Genomic DNA, 15453 nt, shown 5'->3' with positions numbered 1-15453 from the left:
CATGACTGCGCTTCGCATGCGTGCCCGCGATTTCCTGACCGACGAGCAACTTGCCGACGTGCGCCGGCGCGTGACCTGGAAAGGCGTCGCGCTGATCGCGCACGCCTGGGCGCTCATCATCGCGGCAATCGCCTTGGTCGCGTGGTGGCCCAATCCGATCACTTATGTGCTCGCCGTTGCCATCATCGGCTCGCGCCAGCTCGGGCTCGCGATCCTCATGCATGACGGCGCGCATGGCTGCCTGTCCCCCGACGAGAAGACCAATCTGACCCTAAGCCAGTGGTTCTGCGCCTATCCTCTGTTTGCGGAGACGCGCAGCTATCGGCGCTATCACCTTCAGCACCATGCGCGCACCCAGCAGGAGGACGATCCCGATCTCGTGCTGTCGGCGCCGTTTCCGATCACGAAGCTGAGCTATCGCCGCAAGTTCATTCGCGACCTCACCGGGCAGACCGGCTACCAGCAGCGCAAGGCGCAATTGCTCAACGCGCTCGGGCCGAAGGACTGGCCATCGCGGCAGCGCGCGGCGCATTTGTGGGAGAAGCTTGGCCCGCAATGTCTGGTCAATGGCGCGATGTTCGCAGCGCTCACGGCGGCCGGCGTGTGGTGGGCCTATCCGCTGCTATGGCTGGTGCCGCTCCTGACCTGGATGATGGTCATCACCCGCATCCGCAACATCGCAGAGCACGCGGTCGTACCTGACAGCAGCGATCCCCTGCGCAATACCCGCACCACCTATGCCAATTTCCTCGAGCGCTTGTTCATCGCGCCGTACTACGTGAACTACCACCTCGAACATCATCTCTTGTTCTACGTGCCCTGCTACAATCTGCCGAAGGTGCACCGCTTGCTGAGTGAGAGCCGGCATGCGGGCCGGATGGAGGTGCAACCGAGTTACGCCGCCGTGCTGCGGCTTGCGACCGCGAAGCCGAACCGCGATGACCGGCCGGGGCAATTGGTCAACAGCGCGCGCCGCGCGCAGGCGGGGTCCGAGGTCGATGCCAACCAGACGGCTGGCGGATTCTAGGAACCCGTCACTCCGGTTGAAGGCTGCCAGTCGAAGGCTGATCGAAGTTCCCATCTTGGCTTGACATTCCGGCCCCGGACAGTGTCTACGGCCCCCTTTGGAGCTTGATCCGGAACCATGGCCTAAGGCCGCGCGTCATCGGCTGCCGGTTCTCGCAGGGATCACGCCCGACAAGCAGGGAGCGCCGATGACGGCAGCATTCACATTTCCGGGGCAGGGTTCCCAGGCGGTCGGCATGGGCAAGGCCCTGGCCGATGCCTTTCCGGTGGCGCGCGCCGTGTTCGACGAGGTCGATGCCGCGCTGGGGGAGAAGCTGACGGCGACCATCTGGGATGGTCCGGCTGAAACCCTCCAGCTCACCCAAAACGCCCAGCCGGCCCTGATGGCGGTGTCTATCGCCACCCTGCGGGTGCTGGAGGCCGAAGCCGGGTTTTCCGTGCGGCGGGATGCGGCCTTCGTCGCCGGCCACTCGCTCGGCGAATATTCGGCGCTGGCCGCGGCCGACAGCCTGACGATTTCCGACACGGCGCGGCTGCTTCGCATCCGCGGTCTCGCAATGCAAAAAGCTGTGCCGGTCGGCGTCGGTGCGATGGCCGCTCTGCTCGGCCTCGACTACGAGGCCGCCGTGGCGGTGGCGGAGGAGGCCGCTCAGGGAGAGGTCTGCCAAGCCGCCAACGACAATGGCGGCGGGCAAGTGGTCGTCTCCGGCGACAAGGCTGCGGTCGATCGCGCCGTCGAGATCGCCAAAACCAAGGGCGCTAAGCGAGCAATGCTGCTGCCGGTGTCCGCACCGTTCCATTGCAAACTGATGCAGCCGGCTGCCGACGCAATGGCGGAGGCGCTGGCCGGGGTCACGATCAAGGCGCCGGCCGCCCCGCTGGTGTCGAATGTGCTGGCGAGCGCGATCACCGATCCCGACGAGATCCGCCGGCGCCTGGTCGAGCAGGTCACCGGCACTGTGCGGTGGCGCGAGTCGGTTGCCTATATGGCGGGGCAGGGCGTCACCCGTTTCTTTGAGATCGGTGCCGGCAAGGTGCTGACGGGCCTGGTCAAGCGTATCGCAGGCGGTGCCGTCGGCGTTGCGGTCGGTGGTCCCAACGACATTGCTGCTGCCAAAGATGCATTGGCTGCTGCCAAGCAGGCCTGAAGCGCGATAATTCGTCGTCGCGCGCGAGTTCTACAGTTGACGCACGACCCTTTCGGAAAACCGCTGCGCGCGTTTCCGGATCGTGCCTTGGAGGAGTTATCGATGTTCGATCTGACTGGCAAAAAGGCGCTCGTCACCGGCGCAACCGGCGGCATCGGCGGCGCGATCGCGCAGGCGCTGCACGCGCAGGGCGCCACCGTCGCGATATCGGGGACGCGCAAGGAAGTGCTGGATGAGCTTGCAGGCAAGCTCGGCGAGCGCACCCATGTGCTGCCCTGCAATCTCTCCAAAGTCGAGGAGGTCGAAGCGCTGGTGCCCGCTGCGGAGGCGGCGATGGGACAGGTCGACATCCTCGTCGCCAATGCCGGCATCACGCGCGACAATCTCTTCGTGCAGCTCCGTGACGAGGACTGGGAGGAGGTCATCAACATCAATTTGACCTCGACCTTCCGGCTTGCCCGCGCCGCAACCAAATTGATGATGCGCAAGCGCTTCGGCCGCATCATCGCCATCACTTCGGTGGTCGGCGTCACCGGCAACCCGGGGCAGGGCAATTATACTGCGTCGAAGGCAGGCCTGATCGGGATGATCAAGACGCTGGGTGCCGAATACGCCAAGCGCGGCGTCACCGCAAACTGCATCGCTCCCGGCTTCATCAAGACGCCGATGACCGATGCGCTCAACGACAAGCAGCGCGAAACGATTCTGACCAAGGTTCCGGCCAATCGCCTGGGGACGCCAGAGGACATCGCGGCGGCCGCCGTCTACCTGAGTTCGAACGAAGCGGCCTATGTCACCGGCCAAACCATCCACGTCAACGGCGGCATGGCCATGATCTGACGCCTCATGCCGCACCGCCCCCCTAGGCAGCCGAATGCGGCAAACGGCCGTTTCCGGAGCGAAATGAGGCTTGTAGTCAACGCAATTGAAGTATGATAACCGGACCTTCAACGGATGGGCAAAGAACGCCATTGCAGGTTTTTGAAACCCTGTATATTGGCGATGCGGAGCCTTGGCCGTCATTCGCCGGGCCTGCATCGGTTAGGATGGGGCCAGATCAAAGTTCGTAAGCGAAGGCAGTCAACGACCACGACGGCTCGTATCGTCCCGGGGGGTCGGGTCTACAGGGAACAACACGAGGTTATGCAATGAGTGAGATTGGCGAGCGGGTTAAGAAGATCGTGGTCGAACACCTTGGTGTTGAACCCGAGAAGGTTGTCGACGCTGCGAGCTTCATCGACGACCTCGGCGCCGACAGTCTGGACACCGTCGAGCTGGTGATGGCGTTCGAAGAGGAATTCGGTTGCGAGATTCCGGACGATGCCGCGGAAACGATTCTCACCGTCGGCGACGCCACCAAGTTTCTCGAGAAGAACGCGAAGAGCTAACGCTCTTCATTTTCGCGGGGACAACATTGAAACCGGACGGACCGCCCAACAGCGGTCAGCCGGTTTCTTGTTATTGGCCGTGAATCTTTCGATGCGGAGTTTTCGGACATGAGGCGGGTTGTCGTTACGGGTCTTGGCATGGTTTCGCCACTCGGCTGCGGAGTCGAGCCGACCTGGAAGCGCATCCTCGACGGCGAAAGCGGCGCACGCAAAATCGAGAGCTTCGATGTCTCCGATCTTCAGACCAAGATCGGCTGCACGGTCGTGCGCGGCGACGGCACCAACGACACTTTCAATCCCGACATCTGGATGGAGCCGAAGGACCAGCGCAAGGTCGACGACTTCATCATCTTCGGCATGGCCGCAGCCGGCCAGGCGCTCGACGATGCCAACTGGCATCCCGAGACCGAAGAGGATAAATGCGCCACCGGCACCATGATTGGATCCGGCATCGGCGGCCTCAACGGTATCGCCGAGACTGCGGTCCTGCTGAAGGAACGCGGGCCGCGCCGGGTCTCGCCGTTCTTCATTCCGGGCCGCCTGATCAATCTCGCCTCCGGTTATGTCTCGATCAAGCATGGGTTGAAGGGGCCGAACCATTCGGTGGTCACGGCCTGCTCGACCGGCGCTCACGCGGTCGGCGATGCCGCCCGCCTGATCGCGCTCGGCGATGCCGACGTCATGGTTGCGGGCGGCGCGGAATCGCCGATCGGCCGCATCGGCATTGCCGGCTTCAACGCCGCGCGTGCGCTCTCGACAGCCTTCAACGAAACGCCTGAGAAGGCCTCGCGTCCCTACGACAAGGACCGGGACGGCTTCGTGATGGGCGAGGGCGCCGGCGTTCTGGTCCTGGAAGAGCTTGAACACGCCGAGCGCCGCGGCGCGAAGATCTATGCCGAGGTGATCGGCTACGGTCTCTCGGGCGATGCCTACCACATCACCTCGCCGTCACCCGACGGCGACGGTGGCTTCCGCAGCATGGCGGCAGCGCTCAAGCGCGCCGGCCTTACCGCGTCCGATCTCGACTACATCAATGCGCACGGCACCTCGACACCGCTCGGTGACGAGATCGAGCTCGGTGCGGTCGAACGTCTGCTCGGCAATGCCGCTTCCAAGGTCGCGATGTCCTCGACCAAATCGTCGACCGGTCACCTTCTGGGTGCGGCTGGCGCGATCGAGGCGATCTTCGCCATTCTCGCGATTCGCGATAATGTCGTGCCACCGACCATCAACTTGGACAATCCATCGGTCGAGACTGCGATCGATCTCGTGCCGCACAAGGCGAAGAAGCGCGAGGTCAACGTCGCGTTGTCGAATTCTTTCGGTTTTGGCGGTACCAACGCGTCGGTGATCTTCCGGCGTCCGGTCCAATAGTTTGTGTTTGCGACGAATCCACCGTTTTGCCGTATTCGGCGATAGTCATACAAGTGGGCGCGTGTACTTGGCCAGACAAGCGATTGTCGGGTCGCATTTGAACCGGCAGGATTCAGGTTGCTTCGATGAGTGAAAGGCCGCCCATTTCGCCCCGGAGCCCGCGGGCAGCGCTCGAGCCCGAGCAGGTCCCGCCGCCGCCGAAGCGATCGGACCGCGCGCGCAATCCGTTCGTGATCGTCGGCAACGCCATCATCACCCTGCTGCTGATTGCAATGATCGGTGCGGGCGGCGTGTACTATTACGGCCGGCAGGTGCTCGAGGCGCCGGGACCGCTGAAGGAAGACAAGATCGTCAACATCCCGCAGCGCGCCGGCAAGCGCGACATCGCCGAGACGCTGAACCGGGAAGGCGTGACCGACGTCAATCCGTGGGCGTTCATTGCCAGCGTCGCTGCGTTGAAGGCGAGCTCGGACCTCAAGCCCGGTGAATACTCGTTCCAGAAGAACGCGTCCTTGCGCGACGTCATTGCCACAATCGTCGAGGGCAAGGTGGTGCAGCATGCCGTGACGATTCCGGAGGGCCTCACCTCCGAGCAGATCGTGGCGCGCCTGTCCGACAACGACATCTTCACCGGCAGCGTGCGTGAGCTGCCGCGCGAAGGCACGCTGCTGCCCGAGACCTACAAGTTCCCGCGCGGCACCCCGCGCGATCAGGTGATCCAGCGCATGCAGCAGGCGCACAAGCGCGTGCTGACCGAGATCTGGGAGCGCCGCAATCAGGACATTCCGGTCAAGAGTCCGGAGCAACTGGTGACGCTGGCCTCGATCGTCGAGAAAGAGACCGGCAAGCCTGACGAGCGCAGCCGTGTCGCCGCGGTGTTCGTCAATCGCCTGAAGCAGAGGATCAAGCTGCAGTCCGATCCCACGATCATCTATGGCCTCGTCGGGGGCAAGGGCACGCTCGGCCGTCCGATCAAGCGCAGCGAGATCACGCAGCCTTCGCCCTACAACACCTATGTCATCGAGGGCCTGCCGCCGGGCCCGATCTCCAACCCCGGCCGCGCCTCGCTCGAGGCTGCCGCCAACCCGGCCCGTACCCGCGACCTCTATTTCGTCGCGGATGGTACCGGCGGGCATTCCTTTACCGAGACCTACGACGCGCACCAGAAGAACGTCGCCAAGCTGCGCGCCATGGAAAAGCAGATCCAGAACGACACGGTCGAGCCGGCCGAGGACGCGCAGCCGCCGGCCGCCGCCGCGCCCGGCGCCGCCGATACGCCGACGGCGACGACGCCGGCACGCCCCAACCAGCAGAAGAAGCCGCCGGCCGCTCGCCCCCCGGGTCCGCCGCCGGCCCGACAAGGCGCGGTGCAGGCCTCGCCCCCGGTGGTGCAGCGCTAGGCCTGCGCGTAGACCTGCCCCGCGGGACTTTGCGGATTACATTTTCCTGCAAAATAGTCTTAAGATTCGCGTGGCTTGATGGCCGCGCGAATCCCGTGCTTCTGGAGAAATTGACCTGATGGCGTTGTCGTCCATGACCGGCTTTGCCCGAAGCCACGGCGCGAGTGGGCCGTATACGTTCGAATGGGAATTGAAGTCGGTCAATGCCAAGGGCTTTGACTTGCGGGTGCGGCTGCCGCAGGGGTTCGACGAGCTGGAGGCTCATGCCAAGAAGCGCGCCGCCGAGCTGCTCTCACGAGGCACCGTCTACGCCAATCTGACCGTCAAGCGGGCCAATGCAGCCACCAGCGTCCGCGTCAACGAGGACGTGCTCAACGCCGTCCTCAAGGCCGCCGCCGTGATCGCCGGCAAGGTCGATGCGGTCGCGCCGAGCGTCGACGGGCTTTTGGCCATCAAGGGGGTCATTGAGGTCGCCGAGCCCGAGGGCGACGAGGAGGAGGACAAGGCCGCGCGCGCCGCCGCCGCGGATGCCTTCGACAAGGCGCTCGCCGAACTCGTCGAGATGCGCAAGCGTGAGGGGACCTCGCTCGGGCAGATCCTGATCCAGCGCGTCGACGAGGTCGAGCAGCTGGCGAAGAAGGCGGAGGCCGCGCCCGGTCGCAAGCCCGAGGCGGTCAAGGCCAGGCTCGCCGAGCAGATCGCGAGCCTCCTCGACACCTCCGACCGTTTTGATTCCGACCGCCTGATGCAGGAAGCGATCCTGATTGCGACCAGGGCCGACATCCGCGAGGAGCTCGATCGGATCGCCTCGCACATCGCGCAGGCGCGCGAGCTGATCGGCAAGGGCGGCCCGGTCGGGCGCAAGCTCGACTTCCTGGCGCAGGAGTTTCACCGCGAAGTCAACACCTGCTGCTCGAAGTCGAACGACATCGAGCTGACCAATACGGGGCTCGCCATGAAGAACGTGGTCGAGCAGTTCCGCGAGCAGGTCCAGAATCTGGAGTGATCGATGACGATTGGCGGTCACGGAACTGATGGTGTCGAGCGGCGCGGATTGATGTTCGTGCTGTCCTCGCCGTCGGGCGCGGGCAAGACGACGCTGTCGCGCATGTTGATCGACCGTATGCCCGGCCTTCGAATGTCGGTGTCGGCGACCACGCGGGCGATGCGGCCGGGCGAGGTCGACGGCAGGGATTATTCGTTCGTCGACAAGGCTACCTTCGGCGCGATGGTGAAAGCCGACCAGCTGCTGGAATGGGCGACCGTGTTCGACAACAGTTACGGCACGCCGCGTGCGCCGGTCGAGGCGGCGCTGTCAGCCGGGCAGGACGTGCTGTTCGACATCGACTGGCAGGGCACGCAGCAGCTCCGAGAGAAGGCGCGCGCCGACGTCGTCAGCGTGTTCATCCTGCCGCCCTCGGCTGCCGATCTCGAGAAGCGGCTGCATTCGCGCGCGCAGGATTCCGACGAGGTGATCCGCAAGCGCATGAGCCGCGCCAGCCACGAGATGAGCCACTGGGCCGAGTACGACTACATCGTCATCAACCACGACGTTGACGAGGCCTTCGCCGAGGTGCAGTCGATCCTGAAGGCCGAACGCCTCAAGCGCGAGCGGCAGACCGGCCTCGTGGGCTTCGTGCGAGGTCTGCAAGGTCAACTTCAAGGCTAGTAGGCTGCGTCAGCCGCGGCCCGTCCTTCGCCAACCGTTCCAGCATCGTCGTGATCACGTCGATGTCGATGGCGTTCTCGACTCCCGCGTCGTCATGGCCGGCCGGCTCTTCGTCATTCACGTCGTTGGCCGCGAGCTGCGGTGCGGCCTCGATCTGGAATTCTCCGTTGAAGATATCGGCCTCGTCGAGCTCTGCGGCCTCGACGTGGACTTGGTCTTGCGCTTGCGGGGCGAGCTCGTCGATCACATCGATCTCGCGATCGATCGCGGCGAGCTGCGCGGTCTTGAGCTGGGTTGACTGCGGACGCAGGGCATCGAAATCCACCGGGCGGGGCTGCCGAGCGTGCGGCGCGCCGGCGGGCGCAGCGTTGAGCCAGGGTGCACGGCCATCGTCGTGATCGTGCGGCTCAAAATTGTCCCAGTTGACGCGGCGCTGGTCGGCGGCCTGGACGCGCATGCGTCCACCGGCGAAGCGGTAGATGACGCTGGCGAGGATGCCGGCAAGCGCCAGCGCGCCGCCGATCACGAGCAGCAGCATCTGGAGCGAGCCGGTCTGCTTGTCGGCGGTGCTGTCTGCCGCGGCCAGAGCCATCGGAGCAGGGGACTTCGCCGGCTTCGCGGTCGGCTGCGCGGCGGCCGCGACAGGTGCAGGCGACGGCTGCTCTGTGGGCGCGGCGGACGCCGTGGAGGCGTCGGGCCAGCGCCCGGCGACGGCGGGCTGCTGTGCGTTGGCGTCAGCGGAGGGGTTCGCAGCTTGCTGCGTCGGCGCCGGTCCCGCCTGTGCAGGCGTCTTCACGGCGGCGATGCTCTGCGGCGTCAGATATTCGGCGCGCGCGTCCTCGACCGAGTGCTGCTGCGGCACGGCTGAATCCGCTGCAGGCGTATCGGGCGCAGTCTGTGCGGTTTGGGTGGCCTTGCCGCCTTCGGCGCGCAGATACCAGCACTGCCGCTTGGTCGCGCGCTCGAGGCGATAATGCCAATGCTGGCCCTGCGGCGCGGCGCCCTTTGGCGAGCCAAGGCAGTCGCTCGCGGCATTTGCCGTGCTCGGTGGCGTCGATCCATTCTGCGACACGGCGGCAAGTGGCGCGCCGGCAATGATGCTGCCTACGAGGGCAGATAAGAATTTTGCGGTGCGGTTGCCCATCCTGGTCTCCCGATTACGCATGACGCAACTCGTTACCTTCCCTTTGTCGTCAAAGACTTGGGTGGCAATGAGCCGCAAATCCGGAGAGGATGTGGCCTGAATCGGGCTTGCGCGGCGTTCGTTCCCCCGCGAAACCAGACTTTTTCGCTGCTATTGCTTGGTCGAAGTCCAGGTTCCGCCGCAGCCGTCCGAGCGGCGGAAGGAACCGGAGCCGCTCCGGGCAGCGAGGCGGCCCGAGCCGGTAAAGGTCACGCCATCGCCTTGACCGAACGTGCTGACCGCGCCGCTCGCGCTGACGGTACCCGTGACGCCTTGGCCTATGACCTTGCCCGAGGAGACCACGACCGCGCCGGACGTGGTGCCGCCGCAGCCGACGCTGACGACCATCCAGGCGCCGTCGAAACTCACGCCACCGCCTCCACCACCGCGTCGCGAGGAGCTGCGCGGCTCCTCGGCGGGCTTGCTGCGGCGCGCCGAGGGCGCCGGCTCGGCGGAACGATCCGACCGCGAGCCGGACAGCGACTTCTCGTCATTGCCGATCGAGCCGCCGGCGCTGCCGGACTGCGCAACGGCGGACGGTGGAGCGCCGACGGCGGACAGGAAGACGGTCAGGGCAATCGCAGGGATGATGGCGCGCATGAGTAAAAATCCAGAATGAAAAATCGTATCAGCGGCCGGAGCCGTCGGCACAGACGGAACCGATAATGCGGCAAGCTTTGCCAGCCTTGCCGCATTCGTCAAGCGCGGCATCTTTCGCGCGCTGCACGCTGTCGCGCTGGACCAGCGACCAGGATTTGTCGGAGATCGCGAACGCGCCGCAGCGGTTGCCATAGAAAGACAGCTCGATCGGACATTTGGCGCCGGCGCAATTGCCGCGCGCATCCGCCACCGCCGCGCGCCGCGAGGCGTGGTTCCAGGAGATTCCCCATTTGCTGCCGTCGGGGCCGTAGACGATCGAGCCCCATGGCTTCAGGTCCTCCATCTTGCGCATCCGCAGCAGCAGGCCCTCGGTGGCTTCGCCCGTCGGCGCCATGGAAATCCGTTGCTGGAGCTTCGTGATCGCGCGCGTCAGTCCGTCAGGGCTGTCAGGATCGAAATTGAGCTCGTAGAGCCGCTCGCTGAGTTCGCTCAGCAGGGCGGCATCGCGCAACGGGACGCGGTCTGGATCGGCGCGCAGCCGATCCGCCGGCAGCCGATCGGGCTGCATCGCTGCGACCTGCGGCGGCGCGGTTTGCGTGGGGGCGACGAAATAGAAGGTGCCGTCGATCGGCGAGGACGACACCCAGGGCTGCTGCGCGCCGGACGTGGCGCGCTTCACCGCGAGGCCGACCTGGTTGAAGGTCTGGAACACGTCGAGGCCCGCGGTCCGGACCGTCGCGGCCAAGGCCTTGGTGTAGGGGCTGTGGCCGTCGCTGCCGTCCTGGGCGACGTTGCCGGGTTGGGTTGCGTAGGAGATCAGCGTGCCCTCGGGCGCGCGCATCTGCGCGAGGCCGCCATCGGAGGCGCGCAGGCCGCGTGAGCCGAAGGGGTTGTTGCGGCAGGCGTCCAGGATCACGAGGTTGAGGCGCGTGCCCGATCCCTGCATCTGGCGCAGCACGAGGTTGACATCGGTCATCTGGAAGTCGACGTCGGCCTCGCGGGTCGGATTGGCGCCGACCGGCACGAGATAGTTGGCGCCCGAGACCTGCACGCCGTGGCCGGCATAATAGAACAGCGCGACGTCGGCGCCCTGCACCTGCCGGCCAAAGCTCTGCACCGCCAGATCCATCGCGCCCTTGTCAAGATCGAGTTGGGCGCGGCCTCCGACCAGCGTAAAGCCGAGCAGGCCAAGCGTGTCCGCCATCAGGCTCGCGTCCTTGGATGGATTGTCGAGCGGCGTGATGTTCTTGTAGGCGGAGTTGCCGACCACGAGCGCGATGCGCTTCTCGGCCGATGCCGGGTGCGTTGCGACGACGAGCAGGGCTGCGACCAGCATCGCCAGCCCCGGGACGCGATTGAAAATCCTCGCGCGCATCAAAATTCCCCAAACAATATCGCCATTCTACCAGCTCGAGGCGCGGGCGAAAAGCGGTGCGACAGTGTGTACAGCGTTGGCCGGTCGCGCCGGGGAGGGCGCACGCTTGCGCGTTCCCGCGGCAGATTCTGCCCGAACCTTGCTGCCGTTCATCGCCCACTGGAGGCCAAAGGGCGCAGGGAAGGCCGGGCGCTGGCGGCACCCGTTGGTCCGTGCGCTACAGGAATGCACACGGGGTGGACCGATAGGGTGGCCGATCGCCCGGCCTTCCCTGCGCGGATGGTTTTAACGGTGTCCTTCGTGCTCTCCCCGGGGAGCGATGCACTATTGCCCCCGTCGCCTGGCCGATCGCTGATGCGCGCGCCCGGTCGGGCCGCCACATCACCGCGAGGCTTGACGCACAGACCCCGGGCGTCAGGACCACACGACTTCTCCGTCCGCGGACGGTCCGGCCGAAATCATCGAGGGCTTGCGTGTGCTCACCCCCGATGACCGACAAGCCCGCTCTCCAGCGCCGTGTCGTACGCGTCGCGCGAGGACTCACGGTTGCCCGCCCTGTCGTCACGCCGCCCGCGCCGTCGCTGCCGCGTCCACCGCCACCCGGCCCGCATGTCGTGACGGTCGCGAACGCCCCTTTGGCAGGGCCAGGATGACGGGCGTATGCCACAAATCCGAAATTCGGAAAAGCGAAATATTTTTGCGCGGAGGCCTTGACGGGGGTGTTTTGCCCGACGCGTCAGCGCCGGTGGCGAACGACCCAAATCGGGCTTGGAGCCACCTGAAACGCTTGTCATCCGCTGGCAAGAACAATGTCGAAATGCGCGACCAACGCATGCCTCTCAAGGCGTGATGGCGAATTTTGCAGAGTAACGATTAACCTTTCCGGATGCGGGGCCGCATTGAGCCAGCGGTCGGTCACGTTTTCTTCTTCGCCAGCGAAATACAACTGGGTCACCAGGCAATCGAACCGCCCCTCAACGGTGAGATGAATGTGCGGCGGCCTGACGTCGCCCTCTGCTGTCGGATAGCGGCCCGGTTTGACGGTACGAAAGCTGTAGTGCCCGGCCGCATCCGTTGTGAGACGCGCGAAGCCTTTGAAATTGGGATCGAGCGGCGCCGGATTGATATCACTCGGATGACGATATTTCCCCGCCGCGTTGGCTTGCCAGATGTCAATGCGTGCATGCGGCACCGGCGCTCCCGAACGCGTGAGCACGCGTCCGCTGAGATGGATGAGCTGGCCCAGCGCCTCAGCGGTGCTGCCGCTTGGACGCGCCAGATCGGTTGCCAGATCGGGGTGCTCCGAGACCGGGTAGAACGGGCCGACGATCTGGGGCGGCGTGATCGCCAATGCTGCTGCATCGCGGCCACTCGTCTGGGCTTTGGATGGGGTCTGGCTCATCAAGGCAGCTTGATATCCGCATCCTTGACGACCTTGCCCCAGTGGGCGATGTCACTCCGGATTCCCTCACCAAATTCTGCGGCGGTGCCACCCACGGCTACGGCTCCTATCTTGTCGAGCGAAGCGCGGATCTTCGGCTCGAGAAGTACCTTGTTAATTGCCTTGTTGAGCTGCGACGTTACTTCCGCAGCCGTTCCACGCTTCGCTGCAAAGCCGATCCAATCGGCTGTCACCAGATCGGGAAAGCCTGCCTCGATCACAGTGGGAATGTCTCCCAGGGCAGCAATCCTGGTGGGGGCGGTGACGGCAAGCGCTCGCAACTTGCCGGTCGCAATGAGGTCAATAACCGGAAGCGTGGTGACAAACATGTATTGGACGTTGCCGCTGATCAGATCGGTGATTGCTTGGGAAAACTGCTGGTAGGGCACGTGGGTGGCGCGCACGCCCGCCTGCAATGAAAACATTTCGCCGATCAGATGCGAGGGGGTCCCGAAGCCCGCGGAAGAGAAATTGAGCTTCCCTGGCTTGCTCTTGAGCAACGCCACCAGACCGGCTAACGAGTCGATCGGCAAGGAAGGCGTTGTAACGAGCACGGTGTAGGATTTCGATATCTTGATCACCGGATCGAAATCCACATCCGCCCGTGTCTCCGCCTTCGGAAGCAGGGCCGGGGTGACCGTCATCGGAAGGCTCATGGTCAGCAGTGTATAGCCGTCCGCCGGACGACCGCTCACGTCGTTCATGGCAATGGTCTGCAGCGCACCGGGGCGATCTTCCACCACAAGTCGCCAGCCTTCATTGGCGGCGAGCTCGTCGGCGATCATGCGGCTGATGATGTCGGGCGGTGTCCCCGCGCCGGCAGGGACTACAACACGTATGAGATTGGACGGATAAGGTTGCGCGGCGACCTGGCCGGGCAGCAACAATCCCGCGAGGCTTCCGAACAGGAAGGTGCGACGGGGTACATGAATGTTCGACATGGCTGCTCCAAACCTTGGCGGTGGAGGGTAACGCGAATTGCAGCTTGTCCCGCGGATCTATATAAGAAAAGTTCTATTTCTCGATAGTTCTATTCCATTTCGGAAAGGGTCGCATGCTCGATGCATCCCAAATCAGCCGTCGGATCAAGCTGCGGCAACTGAACGTGTTTATCGCCGTCGTGGAATACGGGAGCATGGCGAAGGCGGCCGAGCACCTAGCCATTTCTCAGCCTGTCATATCCAAGATGATCGCAAGCCTGGAGCAAACGATCGGCCTTCCGCTTCTGGAGCGCAGCCGGCTCGGCGTTGAGCCCACGCTTTACGGCAAGGCCTTGCTCAAGCGCAGCATTGCTTTGTGCAACGATTTGCGGAGTGGCGTCGACGAGCTGCAATCGCTCGCTGATCCCGCGGTGGGTGAATTGCGCATTGGCAGCACCGAGCCCGTGATGGCCGGACTACTGCCCGTCATCATTGACCGGCTATCCCGGCAATATCCGAGGCTCGCGCTTCACATCATCGAGGGCGAACCGCCGGAGCTTCAGGATCGTCATCTGCGCAATCACGACATCGACCTCATGATAGGGCGCCTGCCGAGCCCGACACCGGCTGCCGATACCGATGTCGAAGTGCTGTTGCACGAAAGCGGTGTCGTTGTCGCAGGCTTGCACAGTCCGTGGGTGGGGCGGCGCAAGATCCGCCTCGACGAGCTGGTCAACGAGCGTTGGTGCCTGCCGCCGCGCGAAAGCTTTCCGGGCGGCTGGATTGCCAACGCATTTCACGCCTCCGGGCTGGAGGTGCCACGTGCCAGCGTAACCGTGTATTCGATCCTTATGCAGTCGGCGTTGCTCTCGTCGGAACGATTCCTGAGTTTCCTTCCGGCATCGATGTTGCACTTCAGCGCGAAGCGGCTGTCGATGAAGGTTTTACCGGTGGAAATGCCTATTCAGATGTGGCCGATCGGGATCATTGCGATGAAGGGCAGAACGCCAAACCCTGCTCAGCGGCTGCTCGTCGAGTGCGCCCGGGAGGTCGCAAAGCCGCTCGCAGGTAAGCGAAACGCGCGTCGTTCCGCTCCTGCGCGGCCATCGTCGGCTACCCCGGGGTAAGGCGGTGGCCGGGTGAGCGCAGCGAGCATTCCGGAGTGCTGCCGCGGAACGATTTCTGGAATGCTTGTCTTCGCCGGAAATGACGCCGAGGAGATGGCGGTCCAACCGGATCACCTCGGGAAACTTATCCTTCCGGCCGTCGTTTAATTGCGGCTGAGGAGACGCCATGCCGATCAAGGACCAGATCAAAAATCTCGCCAAGAAGTTCGTTGAGGATCACCCCGACGCGGCAACGCTGCGGGCGCTCGTGCGGGCTCGGAAGCCGACAGCCATCCGTTTCCAGGACGATGGCATCGTGCCGAATAACCCGCATTTTCCCGTCTTGCTCTATCGCGGCGTGGTGAACCTGAAGACCCGGCGTTTTGCTCCAGAGGTCATCATCGACACGCTGTTCGATCGTCACGGCTGGGGCCGCTCTTGGCGCGATACGGTTTATGACTTTGTCCACTATCATTCGCAGATCCACGAAGTGATGGGCGTGGCACGCGGCATGGCCAGGATCGAGTGCGGCGGGATCAGGGGGCGAATCCTGAGCGTGAAGGCCGGAGATGTTCTGGTCCTTCCCGCAGGCACCGGACACCGACTGATCGAGTCCAGCCGGGACTTCCTGGTCGTCGGAGCGTATCCGCAGGAGGGGACGTATGACGAGTGCACCGACACGCGAGAGCGTCCTGACGCCAGCAAACGCGTCGCCAAGGTCCGCAAGCCGAAGACCGATCCCGTGCTGGGTGCCGGCGGCCCGTTGCTCAAATCATGGCGGATAAAGCCGTCGCGATCGTGAGGCGGGGGATCGCTTTTGCTG

At 64.4% G+C, this 15453-nt stretch carries 15 protein-coding genes; 10 read left to right on the top strand and 5 right to left on the bottom strand.

Annotation, left to right across the window (positions count from 1 at the left end):
* Position 1: 1 nt before the first annotated feature.
* From AC0L3B_RS10115 to gmk, 8 genes are all read left to right on the top strand, one after another.
* Positions 2-1027: a fatty acid desaturase family protein gene (locus AC0L3B_RS10115; RefSeq protein WP_018459119.1), complete on the top strand. Its 1026-nt coding sequence runs from the start codon at positions 2-4 to the stop codon at positions 1025-1027.
* Between the two features lie 187 nt (positions 1028-1214).
* Complete coding sequence (gene fabD, locus AC0L3B_RS10110; RefSeq protein WP_473380350.1) at positions 1215-2174, top strand: ACP S-malonyltransferase; 960 nt, start codon at positions 1215-1217, stop codon at positions 2172-2174.
* A gap of 102 nt (positions 2175-2276) precedes the next feature.
* Positions 2277-3014: a 3-oxoacyl-[acyl-carrier-protein] reductase gene (fabG, locus tag AC0L3B_RS10105; RefSeq protein WP_085396013.1), complete on the top strand. Its 738-nt coding sequence runs from the start codon at positions 2277-2279 to the stop codon at positions 3012-3014.
* A 308-nt stretch (positions 3015-3322) separates the two neighbouring features.
* A complete protein-coding gene (locus AC0L3B_RS10100; protein ID WP_006020277.1) occupies positions 3323-3562 on the top strand; it encodes an acyl carrier protein in 240 nt (79 codons plus the stop codon).
* Positions 3563-3670: 108 nt separating this feature from the next.
* Complete coding sequence (gene fabF, locus AC0L3B_RS10095; protein WP_026233736.1) at positions 3671-4936, top strand: beta-ketoacyl-ACP synthase II; 1266 nt, start codon at positions 3671-3673, stop codon at positions 4934-4936.
* A gap of 125 nt (positions 4937-5061) precedes the next feature.
* A complete protein-coding gene (mltG, locus tag AC0L3B_RS10090) occupies positions 5062-6336 on the top strand; it encodes an endolytic transglycosylase MltG (RefSeq protein ID WP_018459115.1) in 1275 nt (424 codons plus the stop codon).
* A gap of 118 nt (positions 6337-6454) precedes the next feature.
* On the top strand, positions 6455-7342 hold the full coding sequence (locus AC0L3B_RS10085) for a YicC/YloC family endoribonuclease (RefSeq protein ID WP_018459114.1): 888 nt from the start codon (positions 6455-6457) through the stop codon (positions 7340-7342).
* A gap of 3 nt (positions 7343-7345) precedes the next feature.
* Positions 7346-8005, top strand: coding sequence for a guanylate kinase (gene gmk / locus AC0L3B_RS10080; RefSeq protein WP_018459113.1), 660 nt, complete (start codon positions 7346-7348; stop codon positions 8003-8005).
* Here gmk and AC0L3B_RS10075 read toward each other — a convergent pair.
* The 5 genes from AC0L3B_RS10075 to AC0L3B_RS10055 all read right to left on the bottom strand — a co-directional run bounded on the left by AC0L3B_RS10075 (position 7938) and on the right by AC0L3B_RS10055 (position 13545).
* A complete protein-coding gene (locus AC0L3B_RS10075) occupies positions 7938-9149 on the bottom strand; it encodes a hypothetical protein (protein WP_473380349.1) in 1212 nt (403 codons plus the stop codon). The genes gmk and AC0L3B_RS10075 overlap by 68 nt on opposite strands.
* Positions 9150-9299: 150 nt before the next feature.
* Positions 9300-9788, bottom strand: coding sequence for a hypothetical protein (locus AC0L3B_RS10070; RefSeq protein WP_018459111.1), 489 nt, complete (start codon positions 9786-9788; stop codon positions 9300-9302).
* Positions 9789-9816: 28 nt separating this feature from the next.
* The gene (locus AC0L3B_RS10065) at positions 9817-11163 is read right to left on the bottom strand and encodes a caspase family protein (RefSeq protein WP_446480234.1); all 1347 of its coding nucleotides are present in this window, start codon (positions 11161-11163) and stop codon (positions 9817-9819) included.
* Positions 11164-11953: 790 nt separating this feature from the next.
* Positions 11954-12565 (bottom strand): dioxygenase family protein, encoded by a 612-nt coding sequence (locus tag AC0L3B_RS10060; RefSeq protein ID WP_247338059.1) that lies wholly within the window; start codon positions 12563-12565, stop codon positions 11954-11956.
* Positions 12565-13545: a Bug family tripartite tricarboxylate transporter substrate binding protein gene (locus AC0L3B_RS10055; RefSeq protein WP_446480235.1), complete on the bottom strand. Its 981-nt coding sequence runs from the start codon at positions 13543-13545 to the stop codon at positions 12565-12567. Before AC0L3B_RS10055 ends, AC0L3B_RS10060 begins: the two co-directional genes overlap by 1 nt.
* A 113-nt stretch (positions 13546-13658) precedes the next feature.
* Here AC0L3B_RS10055 and AC0L3B_RS10050 point away from each other — a divergent pair, with 113 nt between their 5' ends.
* Positions 13659-14651 carry a LysR family transcriptional regulator gene (locus tag AC0L3B_RS10050; protein ID WP_473332222.1) on the top strand — a complete coding sequence of 331 codons (993 nt, stop codon included), beginning with the start codon at positions 13659-13661 and terminating at the stop codon, positions 14649-14651.
* Positions 14652-14817: 166 nt separating this feature from the next.
* A complete protein-coding gene (locus tag AC0L3B_RS10045) occupies positions 14818-15432 on the top strand; it encodes a cupin (protein ID WP_473380348.1) in 615 nt (204 codons plus the stop codon).
* The last annotated feature ends 21 nt before the right edge of the window (positions 15433-15453 follow it).

This window comes from Bradyrhizobium sp. Kon56, assembly GCF_055807635.1.
Note: the sequence above shows the minus strand (reverse complement) of the source record. Positions and strands in the feature narration are given on the sequence as shown.

Bases quoted from the DNA above. Each gene is read 5' to 3' on its own strand.
- AC0L3B_RS10045 (WP_473380348.1), top strand. From the start codon at position 14,818: ATGCCGATCAAGGACCAGATCAAAAATCTCGCCAAGAAGTTCGTTGAG.
- AC0L3B_RS10075 (WP_473380349.1), bottom strand. From the start codon at position 9,149: ATGGGCAACCGCACCGCAAAATTCTTATCTGCCCTCGTAGGCAGCATC.
- AC0L3B_RS10115 (WP_018459119.1), top strand. From the start codon at position 2: ATGACTGCGCTTCGCATGCGTGCCCGCGATTTCCTGACCGACGAGCAA.
- fabG (WP_085396013.1), top strand. From the start codon at position 2,277: ATGTTCGATCTGACTGGCAAAAAGGCGCTCGTCACCGGCGCAACCGGC.
- fabF (WP_026233736.1), top strand. From the start codon at position 3,671: ATGAGGCGGGTTGTCGTTACGGGTCTTGGCATGGTTTCGCCACTCGGC.
- AC0L3B_RS10065 (WP_446480234.1), bottom strand. From the start codon at position 11,163: ATGCGCGCGAGGATTTTCAATCGCGTCCCGGGGCTGGCGATGCTGGTC.
- AC0L3B_RS10060 (WP_247338059.1), bottom strand. From the start codon at position 12,565: ATGAGCCAGACCCCATCCAAAGCCCAGACGAGTGGCCGCGATGCAGCA.
- AC0L3B_RS10100 (WP_006020277.1), top strand. From the start codon at position 3,323: ATGAGTGAGATTGGCGAGCGGGTTAAGAAGATCGTGGTCGAACACCTT.
- AC0L3B_RS10070 (WP_018459111.1), bottom strand. From the start codon at position 9,788: ATGCGCGCCATCATCCCTGCGATTGCCCTGACCGTCTTCCTGTCCGCC.
- gmk (WP_018459113.1), top strand. From the start codon at position 7,346: ATGACGATTGGCGGTCACGGAACTGATGGTGTCGAGCGGCGCGGATTG.
- AC0L3B_RS10085 (WP_018459114.1), top strand. From the start codon at position 6,455: ATGGCGTTGTCGTCCATGACCGGCTTTGCCCGAAGCCACGGCGCGAGT.
- fabD (WP_473380350.1), top strand. From the start codon at position 1,215: ATGACGGCAGCATTCACATTTCCGGGGCAGGGTTCCCAGGCGGTCGGC.
- AC0L3B_RS10055 (WP_446480235.1), bottom strand. From the start codon at position 13,545: ATGTCGAACATTCATGTACCCCGTCGCACCTTCCTGTTCGGAAGCCTC.
- AC0L3B_RS10050 (WP_473332222.1), top strand. From the start codon at position 13,659: ATGCTCGATGCATCCCAAATCAGCCGTCGGATCAAGCTGCGGCAACTG.
- mltG (WP_018459115.1), top strand. From the start codon at position 5,062: ATGAGTGAAAGGCCGCCCATTTCGCCCCGGAGCCCGCGGGCAGCGCTC.